Annotated in this window: 17 protein-coding genes; 5 read left to right on the top strand and 12 right to left on the bottom strand. The window is 75.2% G+C overall.

Going from position 1 to position 17,505, the window contains the following annotated elements; genetic code table 11:
- Positions 1 to 33 precede the first annotated feature (33 nt).
- A complete protein-coding gene (murQ, locus tag C593_RS29250; RefSeq protein WP_018847096.1) occupies positions 34 to 993 on the bottom strand; it encodes an N-acetylmuramic acid 6-phosphate etherase in 960 nt (319 codons plus the stop codon).
- A gap of 122 nt (positions 994 to 1,115) precedes the next feature.
- Positions 1,116 to 2,036, bottom strand: a complete 921-nt coding sequence (locus C593_RS0109665; protein WP_026277538.1) for a MurR/RpiR family transcriptional regulator — start codon at positions 2,034 to 2,036, stop codon at positions 1,116 to 1,118.
- A 66-nt stretch (positions 2,037 to 2,102) separates the two neighbouring features.
- Between C593_RS0109665 and C593_RS0109660 the strand changes: the two genes are divergently transcribed.
- Both C593_RS0109660 and C593_RS0109655 read left to right on the top strand, forming a co-directional pair.
- A complete protein-coding gene (locus C593_RS0109660; protein ID WP_018847094.1) occupies positions 2,103 to 2,492 on the top strand; it encodes a hypothetical protein in 390 nt (129 codons plus the stop codon).
- Entirely contained in the window at positions 2,489 to 2,758 is a 270-nt protein-coding gene (locus tag C593_RS0109655; RefSeq protein ID WP_018847093.1) for a DUF4031 domain-containing protein, read from the top strand. Before C593_RS0109660 ends, C593_RS0109655 begins: the two co-directional genes overlap by 4 nt.
- A 77-nt stretch (positions 2,759 to 2,835) precedes the next feature.
- Here the strand turns inward: C593_RS0109655 and C593_RS0109650 are convergent, their stop codons facing one another.
- The 4 genes from C593_RS0109650 to C593_RS0109635 form a co-directional block, all read right to left on the bottom strand.
- Positions 2,836 to 3,450 (bottom strand): Uma2 family endonuclease, encoded by a 615-nt coding sequence (locus tag C593_RS0109650; protein WP_018847092.1) that lies wholly within the window; start codon positions 3,448 to 3,450, stop codon positions 2,836 to 2,838.
- A 137-nt stretch (positions 3,451 to 3,587) separates the two neighbouring features.
- Complete coding sequence (locus tag C593_RS29245) at positions 3,588 to 4,760, bottom strand: Cmx/CmrA family chloramphenicol efflux MFS transporter (RefSeq protein ID WP_051093663.1); 1,173 nt, start codon at positions 4,758 to 4,760, stop codon at positions 3,588 to 3,590.
- 298 nt (positions 4,761 to 5,058) lie between these two features.
- Positions 5,059 to 5,736 (bottom strand): hypothetical protein, encoded by a 678-nt coding sequence (locus C593_RS0109640; RefSeq protein ID WP_018847090.1) that lies wholly within the window; start codon positions 5,734 to 5,736, stop codon positions 5,059 to 5,061.
- A 76-nt stretch (positions 5,737 to 5,812) separates the two neighbouring features.
- On the bottom strand, positions 5,813 to 8,107 hold the full coding sequence (locus C593_RS0109635) for a heavy metal translocating P-type ATPase (RefSeq protein ID WP_018847089.1): 2,295 nt from the start codon (positions 8,105 to 8,107) through the stop codon (positions 5,813 to 5,815).
- A gap of 308 nt (positions 8,108 to 8,415) precedes the next feature.
- On the opposite strand from C593_RS0109635, the gene C593_RS0109630 reads away from it, so the two are divergent.
- The gene (locus tag C593_RS0109630) at positions 8,416 to 9,114 is read left to right on the top strand and encodes a copper homeostasis protein CutC (RefSeq protein WP_018847088.1); all 699 of its coding nucleotides are present in this window, start codon (positions 8,416 to 8,418) and stop codon (positions 9,112 to 9,114) included.
- Positions 9,115 to 9,399: 285 nt separating this feature from the next.
- Here the strand turns inward: C593_RS0109630 and C593_RS32945 are convergent, their stop codons facing one another.
- The 5 genes from C593_RS32945 to C593_RS0109610 form a co-directional block, all read right to left on the bottom strand.
- Positions 9,400 to 9,546, bottom strand: coding sequence for a hypothetical protein (locus tag C593_RS32945; protein ID WP_158686813.1), 147 nt, complete (start codon positions 9,544 to 9,546; stop codon positions 9,400 to 9,402).
- Complete coding sequence (locus C593_RS0109625; protein WP_199790010.1) at positions 9,528 to 10,607, bottom strand: glycosyltransferase 87 family protein; 1,080 nt, start codon at positions 10,605 to 10,607, stop codon at positions 9,528 to 9,530. The genes C593_RS32945 and C593_RS0109625 overlap by 19 nt, the downstream gene beginning before the upstream one ends.
- A gap of 359 nt (positions 10,608 to 10,966) precedes the next feature.
- Entirely contained in the window at positions 10,967 to 11,539 is a 573-nt protein-coding gene (locus C593_RS0109620; protein ID WP_158686812.1) for a hypothetical protein, read from the bottom strand.
- Entirely contained in the window at positions 11,532 to 12,107 is a 576-nt protein-coding gene (locus C593_RS29240; RefSeq protein ID WP_018847086.1) for a SigE family RNA polymerase sigma factor, read from the bottom strand. The genes C593_RS0109620 and C593_RS29240 overlap by 8 nt, the downstream gene beginning before the upstream one ends.
- 144 nt (positions 12,108 to 12,251) lie before the next feature.
- On the bottom strand, positions 12,252 to 14,483 hold the full coding sequence (locus C593_RS0109610; protein WP_018847085.1) for a UvrD-helicase domain-containing protein: 2,232 nt from the start codon (positions 14,481 to 14,483) through the stop codon (positions 12,252 to 12,254).
- 414 nt (positions 14,484 to 14,897) lie between these two features.
- Between C593_RS0109610 and C593_RS0109605 the strand changes: the two genes are divergently transcribed.
- Both C593_RS0109605 and C593_RS0109600 read left to right on the top strand, forming a co-directional pair.
- On the top strand, positions 14,898 to 15,101 hold the full coding sequence (locus C593_RS0109605; protein ID WP_018847084.1) for a hypothetical protein: 204 nt from the start codon (positions 14,898 to 14,900) through the stop codon (positions 15,099 to 15,101).
- Between the two features lie 114 nt (positions 15,102 to 15,215).
- Positions 15,216 to 15,539, top strand: a complete 324-nt coding sequence (locus tag C593_RS0109600) for a hypothetical protein (RefSeq protein WP_018847083.1) — start codon at positions 15,216 to 15,218, stop codon at positions 15,537 to 15,539.
- Positions 15,540 to 15,660: 121 nt separating this feature from the next.
- On the opposite strand, the gene C593_RS0109595 is transcribed toward C593_RS0109600, so the two are convergent.
- The gene (locus C593_RS0109595) at positions 15,661 to 17,328 is read right to left on the bottom strand and encodes a DNA repair helicase XPB (RefSeq protein WP_026277535.1); all 1,668 of its coding nucleotides are present in this window, start codon (positions 17,326 to 17,328) and stop codon (positions 15,661 to 15,663) included.
- Positions 17,329 to 17,505 lie beyond the last annotated feature (177 nt).

The following is a 17,505-nucleotide window of genomic DNA, read 5'->3' as shown; positions in this document are numbered from 1 at the left end:
AGCGGTCGGGGTGGCCGGAGTCGTCGGGGTGGGTCAAACCCCGGCGGGCCCGGCGGGGCCGGTGCGGTCCGGCCCCGTCGGCAGCGCCGCGCGCAAGTGCCCCCCCGTACCCGCCAGCAGCCCCGCCGCCACCCCCGCGTCCACCCCGGCCAGCAGCACCAGAATCGCGTTCTTCACCTCGCCGTCGGTCGCCTCCAGCGCGGCCTCGATCTCCGCGTCCGGCGCGCCCGTCGCCAGGGCGACGATCCGGCGGGAGCGGGCGCGGAGCTTGTCGTTCGAGGCGCGGACGTCGACCATCAGGTTCCCGTAGGTCTTGCCCAGCCGGATCATCGTGATGGTCGAGATCATGTTGAGGACCAGCTTCTGCGCCGTCCCCGCCTTCAACCGTGTGGAGCCGGTGAGGAGTTCGGGGCCGGTCACCACCTCGATCGCGTGCTCGGCCGCCGCGCCCAGCGCGCTGCCCGCGTTGCAGGAGAGCCCGATCGTCAGCGCGCCCAGCCCCCGCGCGTGCTCGACCGCGCCGATCGCGTACGGCGTGCGGCCGGACGCGGAGATGCCGACGACCGTGTCGTCCGCCGTGAGCTTCAGGCCGTCCAGGTCGGCCGCGGCCAGCTCCTTGCTGTCCTCCGCGCCCTCCACCGCCGTGACCATGGCCTCCGGGCCGCCCGCGATCAGGCCCACGACCGCCGACGGGTCCGTGTTGAACGTCGGCGGGCACTCGCTCGCGTCCAGGACGCCGAGCCGGCCCGCCGTGCCCGCGCCTGCGTAGACCAGGCGGCCGCCGTGCGCCATGCGCTCCGCGGTGGCGTCGATCGCCGCCGCGATCGCGGGCAGCCGGTCGGCGACGGCCGCCGGGACGGCGGCGTCCTCCCCGTTCATGATCCGGGCGATCTCCGCCGTCGGGAGCCGGTCGATGTCGGCCAGCTCGGGGCGGAACGCCTCGGTGGCGAGCGTGGCGAGCTGGGCGCGGAGTTCACCGTGGGTGGAGGTCATGGGGAGCGGCTCTGCTTTCTCGGGACGTACGGCGTGCGGGTGCGGGTGCGGGTGCGGGTGTTGAGTTGGGCCGGGCCCGGGGGCCGGGGACGGGGACGCGGGCCGGGGCGAGGGAGCGCCGCTCAGCGCGTGGTGCGCGGGCTGTGCCGGTGCGCCAGTGCCTCGTACGACGCGGCCAGCGCGGGCGCCGCCGACTCGTACGTCCGCTGTGCCACGCCGATGAACAGGCAGTCCACGACGAGGAGTTGGCTGGTCCGCGAGGACATCGCGGCCGGCCGCAGCTCGCTCTCGCGGGCCGTCGACGTGGTCAGGACGTGGTCGGCGTACTGCGAGACCGGTCCGTCCGGACGGCCGGTGATCGCGATGGTCGTCGCCCCGTGGTCGAACGCCACCCGCAGCGGCTCGATGACGTCCCCCGTCGAGCCGGAGTGGGTGATCGCGATGGCCACGTCCCCGGAGCGGAGCTGCACCGCGTTGGTGACGGCGAGGTGCGGATCGGCGTGCGCGTGCGCGATCAGGCCGATCCGCAGCAGCTTCTGCGCCAGGTCCATGCCGACGAGGGAGGAGGCGCCCACGCCGTAGATGTCGATGCGCCGGGCCGTGGACGCGGCCGCCACCGCGGCGCCGAGCTGCACGGTGTCCAGTCCGGCGGCGGTGTCGGCGAGGGTCTGCTGCTCGTCGTAGGCGAGCTTGGCGACGACGTCCCCGATCGGGTCGTCGACGGCGATGTCGGTGGTGAGGGCGGGGGCGCGGCCGGACTCCTGGTGGGCCGCGAGCCCGGCGAGGGCCAGGCGCAGGTCCCGGTAGCCCGGGTAGCCGAGGAGGCGGGCGGTGCGGACGACGGTCGCCTCGCTCGTGCCCGTCAGCTCGGCGAGTCCGGTGACCGTGAGCGCGGCGCAGCCCGCCGGGTCGTCGGCGACGGCCTCGGCGACCCGCTGCATGGAACGGGTCATGGACGGGGAGAGTGTGCGCACCTTCGCCGCCAGGGCCGCAGGCGCGGGCGGTGCCTCACCGTTGAAAATTTCCTTCACTGGATAGGTCACCTATGAAAGGTATTTTCACATTTCGGGTCGCGTCAAGCCCCCCGGGCACCGGGTGACAATGGAGAAATGAACGCCCCCGACCACGGATCCGGCGGCCCCGGTCCCGTCCCCGACGCGCTGGAGCAGGCCCTGCACGCGGCCCGTGCGCTGGTCCTCGCGGACCTCGCCGCGCGGGATGTGGCGGAGGCGGAGGTGGTCTCCCTGGTCGAGGACGCGGTGACGCACCGCCGCTGGTGGGTCGAGCAGTGGCCCGAGGGTGCGGAGTACGTGGCCGGGCTCGTCGCCCAGGACGTCCAGGACGCCCTGCTGGAGCGCTACGGCCGCTGGCCGCTCTGCCCGGTGTGCGACGCGGGCGATCCGCACGCGCTGGCGGTCGACCCCGAGCTGGGGCCCGATCCGCGCTGGGTGTGCGAGAAGGCGGGTGTGGTCGTCGCCCCGGTCGGCGGCCTGCGGTGACGCTCTACATCGACCCGCCCGAGTGGCCGGGCCACGGGCGCCTCTGGTCCCACCTGGTGAGCGACGCCTCCTTCGAGGAGCTGCACGCCTTCGCCGCGTCGATCGGCTGCCCCCGGCGCGCCTTCGAGCGCGACCACTACGACGTGCCCTCCCACCGCTATGCCGACGCGGTGGCCGCGGGCGCGGTCGAGATCGGCTCCAAGGAACTCGTCCGCCGCATCACGGCCGCGGGCCTCCGCCGCCCCAAGGGCCGCCCCCACGCCTGAGCCCGGGACCGCCGCCCGGTGCCGGGCCGCCCGGTGCCGGGCCGCTTCGTGCACGGCCGCTGGGAGGCCGGAACGGGTCAGAAGACGAAGCCGGTGGTCTCCAGCTCACCGTCGAACGGCTCCGGGAGCGTGAAGGTCTCGCCGAACGGCTTCCGCAGCCCGGTGCGGTACCGGCCCTCGTGCGGCTCCGAGTACAGGGTGACGGCCGGCCCGCCGTCGTCGAAGCGGTCGATCAGCAGGTACAGCGGCACACCGCCGTTCGCATACGCGTGCAGCTTCGCCCGCCGGTCGTGCGAGGCGTTGCCCCGTGAGGTGATCTCGACGGCGAGCGCGGCCTCGGCAGCCGGCAGCGGAGCCTTCTCCTTCTTCTTCGCGCGCTCCACGAGCACCTCGGTGGGCACGACGACGAGATCCGGGATGCACAGGCGCTCGTCGCGGTAGAGGAACAGCCCGAGGTTCTGGAACACGCCCCAGCCGCTGGGCAGTGTTCTGATCAGTTCCCTGTGGACCCGCGCTGCGATGAGATGGTGTCCGTCGTCCGGCGGCGGTACCAAGGTGATCTGCCCTTCGCCGATCTCGGCGCGCCAGCCCTCCGGCCCGTCCAGTTCCTGCCAGGTACTCAGCAGGTAGTCCCACGACGGCATGTCATCCTCCGCTTCCCACAGCTCGGGCTCGACCAGCGACGCGGGCATCGTGGATTCCTCTCTCGGTTGCCCTGACGCTCCGCAACGTAGGGGCCGGAGATCGCTCCGCGAGTGCGTTCGCCTCAGCGTCCCACGATCGGGTGATCAAGAACCGGGACACGCACGGAAGGGCCGCCGGGCGGCCCTCAGGCCGGAACGGCCGTACCCGCCCCGGGCCGCCGGTGGAGGCGGAGGGAGACGGCGACGAGAGCCAGGGCGGTGATCGTCATGGCGGCGCCCGCCCAGGCGGTGGCGGCGAAGCCGAGGCCCGCGTCGATGACCGTGCCGCCGAGCCAGGGGCCGCCGGTGTTGCCGAGGTTGAAGGCGGCGGTGGTCGTCGCGCCCGCGAGGGTGGGGGCCGCACCGGCGACGTTGAACATGCGGGCGTTGAGGGCCGGGGCGGTGAAGAAGGCGGAGACACCCAGCAGGAAGGAGAGCGCGACCGCCGCGACGGGGAGGGAGGCGAGCAGGGCGAGGGCCGCGAGCAGGACGGTGGAGGCGCCGACGCCCCACAGCATCACGCCGAAGAGGTGCGCGTCGGCCACCCGGCCGCCGATGGTGGTGCCGACGAGCGCGCCCAGACCGAAGAGGCCCAGCACCGTGGGGACCCAGCCGTCCGCCAGTCCGGCGACGTCGGTGAGCAGCGGGGCCAGGTAGGAGAACGCGCAGAAGACGCCGCCCGCGGCGAGCGCGGTGACGGTGACCGCCAGCCACACCTGCCGGTCCCGGTAGATCGCCAGCTCCCGGGTGAGCCGGGGCCGCTCGGCGGGGAGCGGGATGCGCGGGATCAGGGTGGCGACGCCGACGAGCGCGACGGCCGAGGCCGCGCCCACCGCCCAGAACGCCGAGCGCCAGCCGAGGTGCTCGCCGAGGAACGCGCCCGCCGGGACGCCCAGCACATTGGCGATCGACAGTCCGCCGATCATCACGGCCATCGCGCGGGCCCGCGAGGTCACCGGCACCATGGCCACGGCGACGGCCGCGCCGACGGCCCAGAACCCGGCGCAGGCGAGCGCGCTGATCACCCGGGAGGCGAACAGGACCTCGTAGGTCGGGGCCACCGCGCCCGCGACCTGACCCAGGCCGAAGACGGTGATGAGGGTGATCAGGGTGGTGCGGCGGGGCAGCCGCAGGGTCGCCACCGCGAGCAGCGGCGCGCCGACGACCATGCCGATCGCGAAGGCGGATATCAGCAGCCCGGCCTGCGGGATGGAGACGCCCAGGTCCGCCGCGATCGGCGGCAGCAGCCCGGAGAGCATGAACTCGCTGGTGCCGAGCGCGAAGACGGAGAGCCCGAGGATGTAGACGGCGAGGGGCATCCGGCGCGGGGCGGCGGAGGAGGCGGAGGAGGCGGGGGCGGTGGCCGCGCCGGGCCCGGGGGACGCCTTGGTGAGGTCCGGTCCGGCGCCGGGGTGCGCCGCTCCGGTTGCGGTTCCGGGGTGGGCGACGGCCGGGCCGGGGCCTGGCTGGTGGCCGGGGGCCGGACGCGGGAGGTCGGCGGTGGCGCAGGCGGTCGCGGCCCCCTCGCCGGAGGTGGTGTCGAGGTGTTCCGGGGACTCGGGCATGACAGGTGCCAACACGGCGTTCGTCCCTGTCATTCCGTGGTCCGGGACCGTCTCACGATGCGGCCAGCAACTCCAGCTCCACGGTCAGGTTGTGCCGTGCCGGGCCCTCCCACCGCTCCTGCCCGTGGGGCGTACGGAACAGCCGGGGCAGGGCCAGGAGCTGCCGCAGGACCGCCGCCCGGCCGTCGCGGAACGCCTCCTCGGGGACGAAGGCGTACTCCTCGCGGACGGCGGCCGCGTAGGCCGCGTACGTCCGCGGGGCGGCGGCGAGGACGGCGAGGTCCGCGTCGCACAGCACCTCGCCGTCGGCGTCGCCCGGGGCCGGGTCGTGGGTGACGGTCAGCCGGACCAGGCGGGCGACCTCGGCGGTGCGGTGCGCGTCGAGGCCCAGCTCGGGCAGGGCGCGCTCGGCGAGGCGGGCCGACCTCTCCTCGTTCTCGGAGCGGTCGGGCAGATAGACGGCGTCGTGGAACCAGGCCGCGAGCCGGACCACGGCCGGATCGCGGGCGTACGCGGCCAGTTCGTCGATCCGGTCCAGCACGGCCACCAGGTGGTCGGTCGTGTGATAGCGCCGCTGGGGTTCGGCCCAGCGGCGCAGCAGGTCCTCGGCGTAGCGGTCGGGGTCCGGGCTGTCCTCCGACCGCGCCGGGAGGCCGGGCAGGGCCGCGCGCCAGCGGCGGCGGAGGTCGTCGTGGGCGGGGTGCGGGGGCGGCGGGGCGGCGGCGGGCATGGGCTCATTGTGCCGCCGGGCCCGTCCCGCCCGCCCCGCCCGGCGCTCCGGGCTCGGGCGGGGCCGGACCCGTACCTCAGAGGGCTTTGAAGGTCCGCAGCCGCAGCGAGTTGCCGACGACGAAGACCGAGGAGAACGCCATCGCGGCCCCGGCGATCATCGGGTTCAGCAGGCCGGCGGCGGCCAGCGGCAGGGCGGCCACGTTGTAGGCGAAGGCCCAGAACAGGTTGGTCCGGATCGTGGAGAGGGTGCGCCGGGCGAGGCGGATCGCGTCGGGCGCCGCGTTCAGGTCGCCACGGACGAGGGTCAGGTCGCCCGCCTCGATGGCCGCGTCCGTGCCCGTGCCCATCGCGAGTCCGAGGTCCGCCTGGGCGAGGGCGGCGGCGTCGTTCACCCCGTCGCCGACCATCGCGACGCTGCGGCCCTCGGCCTGGAGCCGCCGGACCACGTCCACCTTGTCCTCCGGCATGACCTCGGCGATCACCTCGGTGATCCCGACCTCGGCCGCCACGCTCTCGGCCACGGCCCGGTTGTCCCCGGTCAGCAGTACGGGCGCGAGCCCCAGGGCGCGCAGCCGGCGGACGGCCTCGGCGCTGGTCTCCTTCACGGCGTCGGCGACCTCCAGGACCGCGCGGGCCTCCCCGTCCCAGGCCACGACGATCGCGGTCCGGCCGGCGGCCTCGGCCGCTTCCCGGGCGGCGGCCAGCTCCTCGGGGAGTTCCATGGCCCACTCGTGGAGCAGCCGCTCGCGCCCGACGAGGACGGCGCGGCCTTCGACGACGCCCCGCACGCCCAGGCCGGGGACGTTCGCGAAGTCCTCGGGCCCGGGGAGCGGCCCGGTGCGCTCGGCCGCCGCGGTGGCGACGGCCCGGGCGACGGGGTGCTCGGAGGCGTGCTCCAGCGCGCCCGCGAGCCGCAGCACCTCGGCCTCGTCCGTGCCCTCGGCGGTGCGGACGGCCAGCAGGGTCATCCGGCCGGTGGTGACGGTGCCGGTCTTGTCGAGGACGACGGTGTCCACGGACCGGGTGGTCTCCAGCACCTCGGGCCCCTTGATCAGGATGCCGAGCTGCGCGCCGCGCCCGGTGCCGACCATCAGGGCGGTCGGGGTGGCCAGGCCCAGGGCGCAGGGGCAGGCGATGATCAGCACGGCGACGGCGGCGGTGAACGCGGCGGTCAGCCCGGCCCCGTTGCCCAGCCAGAAGCCGAGGGTGGCCAGCGACAGGGCGATCACGATCGGCACGAAGACGCCCGAGATCCGGTCCGCGAGCCGCTGGGCGGCCGCCTTGCCGTTCTGCGCGTCCTCCACCATGCGCGCCATCCGGGCGAGCTGGGTGTCCCCGCCGACCCGGGTCGCCTCGACGACCAGGCGGCCGCCCGCGTTCAGGGTCGCGCCGGTGACGGCGTCGCCGACCGCGACCTCCACCGGGACGGACTCGCCGGTCAGCATGGACGCGTCGACCGCCGAGGAGCCCTCGACCACCGTGCCGTCGGTGGCGATCTTCTCCCCGGGGCGCACCAGGAACCGGTCCCCGACCGTCAGCTCGCCGACCGGGACGGTCTCCTGGCGGCCGTCGCGCAGCACGGTCACGTCCTTGGCGCCCAGCTCCAGCAGGGCCCGCAGGGCCGCCCCGGCGGTGCGCTTGGACCGGGCCTCGAAGTACCGGCCGGCCAGGATGAACGCGGTGACGCCGGCGGCGGCCTCCAGGTAGATGTTCCCCGCGCCGTCGCCGCGGGCGATGGTGAACTCGAAGGGGTGGGTCATGCCCGGCTCGCCCGCGGTGCCGAAGAACAGCGCCCACAGTGACCACAGGAACGCGGCCGAGGTGCCCACCGAGACGAGGGTGTCCATGGTGGCCGCGCCGTGCCGGGCGTTCACGAAGGCGGCGCGGTGGAAGGGCCAGGCCGCGTAGGTGACCACGGGGGCCGCCAGGGTGAGGCTGAGCCACTGCCAGTACTCGATCTGGAACGCGGGGACCATGGCCATCGCGATCACCGGGACGGACAGCACCACGGCGGTGATCAGGCGCTGGCGCAGGTCGTCGCCTTCCGCGGGGGTCCCGCGGTCGTGGGCGTCGTGTGCGTGGCCTGCGGGATCTCGGGGGTGTCCGGGGGTCGCCGGGCGCACGGGGGCGGGCTCGTGGGCGGTGTAGCCGGTGGCCTCGACCGTCGCGATCAGGTCCGCCACGGCGACCTCGCCCGCGAAGCTGACCCTGGCCTTCTCCGTCGCGTAGTTGACCGTCGCCTCGACGCCGTCCATGCGGTTGAGCTTCTTCTCGATCCGGGCCGCGCAGGAGGCACAGGTCATCCCGCCGATGGCGAGTTCGACCTCTTGGGCCTCCCCGGGGGCCGGATGAACGGCTGCGGTCGGCATGTCCGCGCTCCTTCGTCGGTGTCCGCTGATGACAGAGTACCCCTAGGGGGTATCTGGTACCACTGTATACCCCTAGGGGGTATCGAGATGCAAGGTGCCGGGCTGTCGTGCCGGTCGGTGGCGGGGTCATGGGCAGGGGTGGGAACGGGCCAGGGGCGGGAACGGGCCAGGTGCGGTCCGGGCGGCTGCTTCAGGGCGGGATGGGCATTAGGCTGGACATTGGACTAGACCTCTCCGTCTCTTCCTGACCTCTTCGGCCGCTCGGGCCGAAGCGGCCGCCGCCCCGTATGTCCCGGAGGAATGGGCCCATGAGCAACCGTGCACTCCTTGAGGTGATCGCTCTCGACGCGGAGGACGCGGTCGCCGCGCAGGCCGGCGGCGCCGACCGGCTGGAGCTGGTCACCGACATGGCGGCCGACGGCCTCACCCCCTCCACGGCGACCTTCGCGCGCATCCGCGCGGCCGTGGACATCCCCCTGCGGGTGATGCTGCGCCGGACCGACGGCTTCGCAGCGGGCGGGCAGGCCGCCGTCGAGGCCCTGGTCCGCACGGCGGAGGAGCTGCGGGAGGCGGGCGCGGACGAGTTCGTCCTCGGGTTCCTCGACGAGCACGGGCTGCCGGACCTGGCGGCGGTCGAGCGCCTGGCGGCGGCGGTGGAGGGCTGCCGCTGGACCTTCCACCGCGCGATCGACCACGCGGCGGACCGGGGCACGCTGCGGAAGCAGCTCGCGGACGTTCCCGGCCTGGACACGTATCTGACGGCGGGCTCGGCGGCCGGCGTCGACGACGGCCTGCCGACGCTGCTCTCCGAGGCGGCACACCGCAGCGAGCCGGGCTACGAGCCGATGCTGCTGGTGGGCGGGGGCCTGCGCCTCGACCACCTCCCGGCGCTGCGGGCGGCGGGTGTCGAGGGCTTCCACATCGGCGGGGCGGCGAGGCCGGGCGGGTGGGACGCGCCGGTCTCGCCGGGCGCGGTGCGGGAATGGCGCGACGCGCTGGACGCGTAGCGGGCCGCGTCCCCCGGCCCCGACCGGGCCGGCCCCGGGCCCCCGGCCCCGTCGGCCCGGGCCGCCCGGCCCGTCGGCGTTCGATGCGTGGACGGGGCGCAGGTCGTGGGTCGGGCTGCTTCCGACTACCCGGCCCCGCCGGCGTTTGAGGCGTGGGGGTGGGACGGCTTTGCGGGGTTGGCCGGCCCCGACTACCCAGCCTTGCCGGCGTTCGAGGCGTGGGCGGGGCTCGGCTTCGGGGTGCGCCGACTCCCGGTGGTCGCGGCACGGCCTGCGGCCGTGTCCTCAATCGCCGGACGGGCTGGAGAGGTTGGCCCGGTCCCAGAGGCCGGACGGGTCGAAGCGGCGGGCCCGGTCGGGCGCGCGGCCGGGGCTCGCGGGGCGGGCCCGGTCGAAAGGGCGGCCGGGCCCGGTCAGATGGCGTACGGCCACGTCGTGAGCATCGACGCCCCGTACCACGCCCCGAACACCCCCGCCCCGGCCATGCACACCCCCGCCGTCCGCGGGTGCGCCGCGGCCAGCGCCCGGGCCGGGGGCAGCAGGAAGATCACCGCGGGGACCAGCATCCGCAGCTTGCAGTGGTAGTAGTTGCTCTGCCCCAGCGCGATCACCACCACCCCCGTCCCGTACACCAGCAGCGGCAACCACCCCGGCGTGCGCCAGGCCGCCACCGTGAGCAGGATCAGCACCAGGACGAGCACCGCCGTGCTCACCGGCACCCAGCCCGTCTCCCGCGCCAGCGCCCCCGGCAGAAAGCCGGCGAACTGCGCGCCCGTGTCCCAGTGCGTCCCCCAGCCCGCCTCCTGTACCCGGAACCAGCCGTCCCAGCGGCCCAGCCGGTCGCCCACCCACAGCACATACGCCGGTATCCCCGCCCCCGCCAGCGCGACCCCGGCCACCGGGCGCCACCCGATGCGCCCCTCCCGCACCACGAACTGCACCGCCGCCACCGCGACCGCCAGCGTCACCGCCGCCGCGGTCGGCCGGGTCAGCCCGGCCAGGCAGGCCGCCGCGCCCGCCGTCAGCCACGCCTCCCGCCGGCAGGCGAGCAGCGCCCCGGCGGCCAGCGCCAGCAGCAGCGCTTCGCTGTAACCCATCAGGAAGACCACGCCCATCGGCTGCGCGGCGGCCAGCAGCACGATCGCGATCAGGGCCGTCCGGGGACCGTGCAGCGAGAGCACCAGCCGGTGCACCGCGAACAGCGCGGCGAAGAAGGCGAGTTGTGTCGCGAGCAGGGCCGCCGCCTCCGGCGCGGTGCCCGTGACCGCGCCCACCGCCCGGACCGTCAGCGGATAGAGGGGGAAGAACGCCAGCTCGTTGCCGGTGAGTTCGCCCTCGGGCGTGTACGTGAAGCCGTCCGGGTAGCCGTCCGTCGCGATCGTGAGGAAGTGCCGGGCGTCCCACGCGAGCACGTGGTCCCGCAGCGTGCCGCGTTCGGGGCGGTGCAGCAGCGCGAGCATCAGCAGATGCAGCGCCCCCGCGGCGGCCTGCACGGCGAGAACCGGCCACGCCGCCCGCGCCACCGCACCCGCCCGGACGCGGACCCGGCTCGGGGCCCCCGGGGCAGTACCCGGCCCCAACTTCCCCGCGTCCGGGGCCGCCTCGGCGCTCCCACCGCACCGCCCGCCCCGAAGCGCCGGCCGGGTGGCGGCGGTCCCTCGCCCGGCGCACACGCGTCCGTCGGGCGCTCCACCCTCACCCGGGCGACGCCGCCGTCCCGTGGCCGGCGCAGTCGGTGGCGTCATCGGCGGGCTCCTCGCGTGGGTGGTGTGTCGCCCGTCCTACGCCCGGCGCGCCACGCGGGGTTGACGCCTGAGACCGGAGTCACACCCGGCTGCCCGTCCCCCCTCCGTCACCCGCCCGGCGGCGTGGTCGTCGCCGGGGGCGAGGTGCGCGGGCCACCGCCGGTCGGGGGCGGGCTGCCCGTGGGGCCCGCGCCCGGGGACCCGGAGGTGGCCGTGCCTGTCGCGAAGTCCGTGCCCGTCGGCGTGTCCGAGCCCGTCGGGAAGTCCGTGCCCGTCGGGAAGTCCGAGCCCTCGGGGGACTCCGGGGGGACGGAGACCGAGGCGTCGCCTGTCGGCGGTGCGGTCGGCAGCCCGCTCGGTCCGCCCGTCGGTTCGGTGCCGGACGGCGGGGCGGTGGGCACCACGTCCGGTGAGGCGGGCAGTTCGGCGCCCCGCGGCGGCCCCGACAGCGCGGCCACCGTGAACGCGACGACCGCCGCCGCGCAGGCCGTTCCCGCGCCCGCCGCCACAGCCAGCCGGCGGCGCCGGCGTCGCCGGCCCCCCGCCGCGATGGTGCCGAGCCCCGCCGGGCGGGCGTGCGAGGACGCCGCCCCGGCGGCGCCCCGCAGCAGCGCGGCCACCCGGTCGTCCGCGCGTTCCGGGGTCCCCCCGGGCGTCCCTCCGGTCGTCCCTTCAGGCATCACGGTCCTCCACGGCGTGGGCGGGGCGGGCAGGGTCGGAAGTACGGGACAGGTCACCGGCACGAGCCCGGGCCCGGTCACCGGCACGGGACGGGCCGTCCAGGCTGGTGGCGAGGGCCGCGCGGGCCCGGGCGAGATGGGTCTTGACCGTGCCCGTCGAGAGGCCGGTCTCCGCCGCGACCGCGTCCACCGGCAGATCGCAGACGTAGTACAGCGCCGCGCACTGCCGCTGCCGGGGCGGCAGCCGCCGCAGCGCCGACGCCACGTCCACCGCCCCCGGGTCCGGGACGCCCTCCGCCACCGCGCCCCCGGCCCCGCTGCGCAGCCAGGCCAGCCTGCCCCGGCGCGCCCGCCGCCACCGGCTGACGGCCAGCCGCCACGCGACGGTGCGCACCCACGCCTCCGGCCCCAGCCCCCGGTCCAGGACCCGGCGGCGGTCCCAGGCCCGGACGAACGCCTCCTGCACGACGTCCTGCGCCTCGTGGAAGTCCCCCGTCATGACGTACACCTGGCCGGTGATGCGCCCGGCGGAGTGCGCGTAGAAGGCGGCGAACTCCTCCTCGGTCAACGCGTCACTCCGGCCGGGGGCGCTTCGGCCGGGGGTGCTTCGGCCACGGGCTTTCCGGTCACGGCGGTCTCCTTGCTGGTCAGGTCGTACTCACACGCGACTACGCACCGCGCCCCCCGACCGGTTGACACGGTGAGACGCGGCTCACAGGGCGGCGGGGGCCGCGGGGCCGGCCAGCTCGTCCGGCAGCGGCTCCGCGTGCACCACGACCAGGCCCGAGACCGCACGGGTCAGGGCCACGTACAGCCGGCGCAGGCCGGTGCGCCGGTCCGGTTCGCCGGCGACCACGGCGGCGGGCTCGTCCAGGACCACGTAGTCGTACTCCAGGCCCTTGGCGAGGGAGGCCGGGACCAGGGTCAGCCGGGAGACGGCCGTGGTCTCCTCTCCGGGGGCCAGATACGGCAGGCCCGCGGCGGTGAGCGCCGCCGCCAGGGCCGGAATCCGGGCGTCCGCCGCGATCAGACCGATCGAGCCCTCCCGCTCCAGGGACTCGACGCAGGCCGCGACGACGGCCGCGTCCCGCCCCGGCTCCCGGGCGGTCCGGGCCGCGTCGGGCTCCGGCTGCGGGGCGGTCCCGGCCGTGTCCGGCTCCGCCCCGTCCGGCTCCGCCCCGTCCGGCTCCGCCCCGTCCGCCGGGCCGAGGGCCCGGACGGTGAAGGAACCGGGGTTCTCGCGGACCGAGGAGACCGGCGCGAGCCCCGGCGACATGTGCGGCAGCAGCCGCGAGGCGTACGCGATCACCTCGCGCGGCACACGGAAGCCCGCCGTCAGCTCCTCGACCGCCGCCCCCGGCTTGCCGAGGTGCGCCAGCGCCTGCGCCCAGGAGTCCGTCGCCCACGGGGTGGTGCCCTGCGCCAGGTCGCCCAGGACCGTCGCGGACCCGGTCGTGCACCGGCGGCCCACCGCCCGGTACTGCATCGGGGAGAGGTCCTGCGCCTCGTCGAGGACGACGTGGCCGAGCGACTGGGTGCGCCGCACCAGGTCCGTCGCCTCGTCGATCAGCACGGCGTCCGCCGGCGACCACTTCGCGGTGCGCGGGCCGCGCGGCGGCCGGGCCAGCAGGATCGCCGACTGCTCGTCCGGCGTGAGGAGGCCCTCCGCGTGGGTGGCCAGGAACTCCGCGTCCGACAGCAGCCGCAGCACCAGCTTCGCCGGGTCGACGGGTGGCCAGATCTCCTTGACCGCCGCCTTCACCGCCGCGTTGCGGGCGACCGCGTCCTGCACCCGGTCGTCCGGCGCCTCCCCGGACTCCTCCATGCGCACCAGCACCGCGTGCGCGATCCGCTGCGGCAGGGCCTCACGGGCGGCCCCGTAGCGGATGTCGCGGGCCAGCAACTCCTCCACGATCTCAGCCAGTTCGTATGCCGGGACGCGCCAGCGCCGGGAGCCGCGGACCACCACGACCGGCTCGGTGGGCGGCACGACGTGCGAGCGCAGTGCCCGGCGCAGGACCGCCGCCATCCGGGCGTCGCCCTTCACCACGGCGGCCTCGGCGGTGTCGGTGCCCCGCACCTCGACGTGGGCGACCAGCTCGTCCACCGTGGACTGCCTCACCTCCAGCTCGCCGAGCGCGGGCAGCACCTGCTCGATGTAGTGCAGGAAGGAACGGTTCGGTCCGATGACCAGGGTGCCGGTGCGCGCCAGCCGCTCCCGGTGCGCGTAGAGGAGGTACGCGACCCGGTGCAGGCCCACGGCCGTCTTCCCGGTGCCGGGCCCGCCCTGCACGCACACCGTGCCGGCGAGGCCGCTGCGGACGATCTCGTCCTGCTCGGGCTGGATCGTCGCCACGATGTCCCGCATCGGGCCGACACGCGGGCGCTCGATCTCGGCCTGGAGGAGGGCGGAGGTCCGGTCGGCCTCGTCCGGGTCGGTCAGGTGCTCGTCCTCGTACGCGGTCAGCCCGCCCCCGGTGTAGCCGAAGCGGCGGCGCAGGGCGACCTCGTGCGGGTCCTTGCGGGAGGCGCGGTAGAAGGGCTGGGAGACGGGGGCGCGCCAGTCGATCACCATGGGCGTGCCGTCGGCGTCGTGGACATGGCGGCGGCCGATGTAGAAGCTCTGGCCCTCCTGGGTGGTGGGGAGGTAGTCGAGGCGGCCGAAGAACAGCGGGGTGTGCGCGAGGTCGGCCAGCGCCTTGACGCGCTGCTCGATCTGCGACTCCAGCACGGCCGCGTTGACCCAGTTCGCGGTGACGTCCCGGATGTCGAGTCCTTCGACCTCCTCGCGCATCGCGCGCAGCGCGGCCCGGGAGGCGGCGAGGTGCGCCTGCTCGCGCGCGAGGGGGTCGTCATGGACCGGCGCGGCGGAATCCCCGCCGGGGCCGGGGCCGTGGCCGGGTTCGGTGGTCGGGGACGCGGGGTCGGGGACGTGCGCGGGCACGGGGCTGCCTCCGGCTCGACAGGACACAGCGGGCCGCCGCGGAAGGGCGCTGCTGCGTGATCAGGACATGGCGGACCGGCCGGTTTCCAACCGGGCGGCGGCACTCCGGCGAGGGAGGCGGGGAGGTCCCGGGCACGACCCGGGGCAAGCCGGCGATTCTAGCCAGCGGCCCGCCCGGCCGCGAACGCTTTTCCCCGCCGCCCGCCCGGCCGCGAACGCCCTTCCCGGCCGTGAACGCCTTTCCGCGCCGCCCGCCCGGCCGGGCCCTCCCCGCCGGATCCCGGGTCAGGGGCCCTCAGGGGCGTCCGTCCTCCTTGAAGGGGACGGCCTCTGCCGCGAGTCGTACGCGCGGGGGCCCGTGATCGGTCCCCGCGGCCGATGCTCCGAGCGGGTGAACGGGTCCACTCTGGATACATGAGCACAGCGACCTTCACCCCAGGCAACCCGGCCGGTCCGGGCCCCGCCCCGCGCCGCGGTGCCACGGCCACCGGCTCCGTCCACCACGCCCCGCACCGCCTCGGCAACGCCCTGCGCGCGGTCAAGGTCTTCACCGAGACCCTGTTCTCGGTGACGGTCCTGGGCGAATACGGCGAGGCGGCGGGCGTCCGCCGCCGCTGACCCGCCCCCTCGCAGCGGACCCGCCGTGTGTGTGAGTACGCGGCGGACCCGATGAGTACGTGCCTGAGTACCCGTGCGGATGGGCCCGCCCCGGCCGTCCGGTGTGCTGGACCCATGACCACGTCGAACCTGCTCCGCGACCCCGAAGAGGTCTCCACCGGCGGCACCCGCGTCGCCGCGCTGATCGGGCTCGCCCTCTTCGTGCCCGCGCTGCTGGGCACCTTCCTGCTGATGCTGACCGACGCCTACGAGCCGGGCGACGGCGCGGCGGGCGGCTTCGCCCTGGCCGCCCTGTGGGCACTCGGGCTCTCCCTGCTCCCCGGCTCCGTGGCGGCCGCCGCCTCCCGCGACACCCTGAGCCGCACCACCCGGGCGACGCTGCTGTGGCTCCAGTACGGCCTGCTGGTCACGGGCCCGCTGCTCGCCCTCGCCGACTGAGCCCTGCGAGGCCGCGACCCCGCGAGTCTGCGCCCTCGTGACCCCGCGCCCTCGCGCCCCCGTGCCGCCGTGACACCTCGACCCCGCTACGCGACGACCCCGTGACCCCGCGACGCCGCCGCTACGCCTGCTCGCCCTCCGGTTCCGCCGCCCCGGACAGCAGGTCGTCCGCGTCCACGATCCGGTAGGCGTAGCCCTGCTCCGCCAGGAAGCGCTGGCGGTGCGCCGCGAAGTCCTGGTCGATGGTGTCGCGGGCGACGACCGAGTAGAAGTGCGCCTTGTGGCCGTCCGCCTTCGGGCGCAGCACCCGGCCGAGGCGCTGGGCCTCCTCCTGGCGGGAGCCGAAGGTGCCCGAGACCTGGATGGCGATGGTCGCCTCCGGCAGGTCGATCGAGAAGTTCGCGACCTTGGAGACCACCAGCACGCTGATCTCGCCGTTGCGGAAGGCGTCGAACAGCTTCTCGCGCTGGGAGTTCGGCGTCTCGCCCTTGATCACGGGGGCGTCCAGATGCTCGCCGAGTTCGTCGAGCTGGTCGATGTACTGGCCGATGACCAGGATCTGCTGCCCCCGGTGCTTGCGGACCAGCCGCTCGGCGACCTTCCGCTTGGTCGCGGTGGTCGCGCAGAAGCGGTACTTCTCCTCCGTCTCGGCCGTCGCGTACGCGAGCCGCTCCGAGTCCGTGAGGTTGACCCGGACCTCGACGCAGTCGGCCGGGGCGATGTAGCCCTGCGCCTCGATCTCCTTCCAGGGGGCGTCGAAGCGCTTCGGCCCGATCAGCGAGAACACGTCCGACTCGCGACCGTCCTCGCGCACCAGGGTCGCGGTCAGCCCGAGGCGGCGGCGGGCCTGGAGGTCGGCGGTGAACTTGAAGACGGGGGCGGGCAGCAGATGCACCTCGTCGTAGACGATCAGGCCCCAGTCGCGGGAGTCGAACAGCTCCAGGTGCGGGTAGACGCCCTTCCGCCTGGTCGTCAGCACCTGGTAGGTGGCGATGGTGACCGGGCGGATCTCCTTCCTGGTGCCGCTGTACTCGCCGATCTCGTCCTCGGTCAGCGAGGTCCGCCGCACCAGCTCGTGCTTCCACTGGCGGGCCGAGACGGTGTTGGTGACGAGGATCAGCGTGGTCGCCTTCGCCTGCGCCATCGCCCCCGCGCCCACCAGGGTCTTCCCCGCGCCACAGGGCAGGACGACGACGCCCGAGCCGCCGTGCCAGAAGCCCTCCACGGCCTGCGTCTGGTACGGGCGCAGCGCCCAGCCGTCCTCGGCCAGCTCGATGGGGTGGGCCTCGCCGTCGACGTACCCGGCCAGGTCCTCGGCGGGCCAGCCCAGCTTCAGCAGCGTCTGCTTGATCTGCCCGCGCTCGGAGGGGTGCACGGCCACGGTGTCCGGGTCGATCCGGTTGCCGACCAGCGGCTGGATCTTCTTGGACCGCAGGATCTCCTCCAGCACCGGCCGGTCGGTCGTGGTGAGGACCAGCCCGTGCACGGGGTGCTTGGAGAGGGTGAGCCGCCCGTACCGGGCCATCGTCTCGGCGACGTCCACGAGGAGCGCGTGCGGCACGGGGTAGCGGGAGTACTCGACGAGCGCGTCCACCACCTGCTCGGCGTCGTGCCCGGCGGCCCGCGCGTTCCACAGCCCCAGCGGGGTCACCCGGTAGGTGTGGATGTGCTCCGGCGCGCGCTCCAGCTCGGCGAAGGGCGCGATGGCGCGACGGCAGGCGTCGGCCAGCTCGTGGTCGACCTCCAGGAGGAGGGTCTTGTCGCTCTGGACGATCAGGGGTCCGTTCACGTACGTGCATCCCTTCGGCGCGGGCCAAACCTCCAGTGTGCCGCACCCGGCGTCCCGGTGGGGGCTCCGCTCCTGGGAGAGGAACTGGGAAGCGAACGGGAGCACGGGAGGCTTCCCGGACGGGTGAAGGGGGTGGTGTTTGCTGTTTGTGTGGCGTTATCGTCGGGACCCGACGAT

Source organism: Streptomyces sp. CNT372 (genome assembly GCF_000377145.1).
Note: the sequence above shows the minus strand (reverse complement) of the source record. Positions and strands in the feature narration are given on the sequence as shown.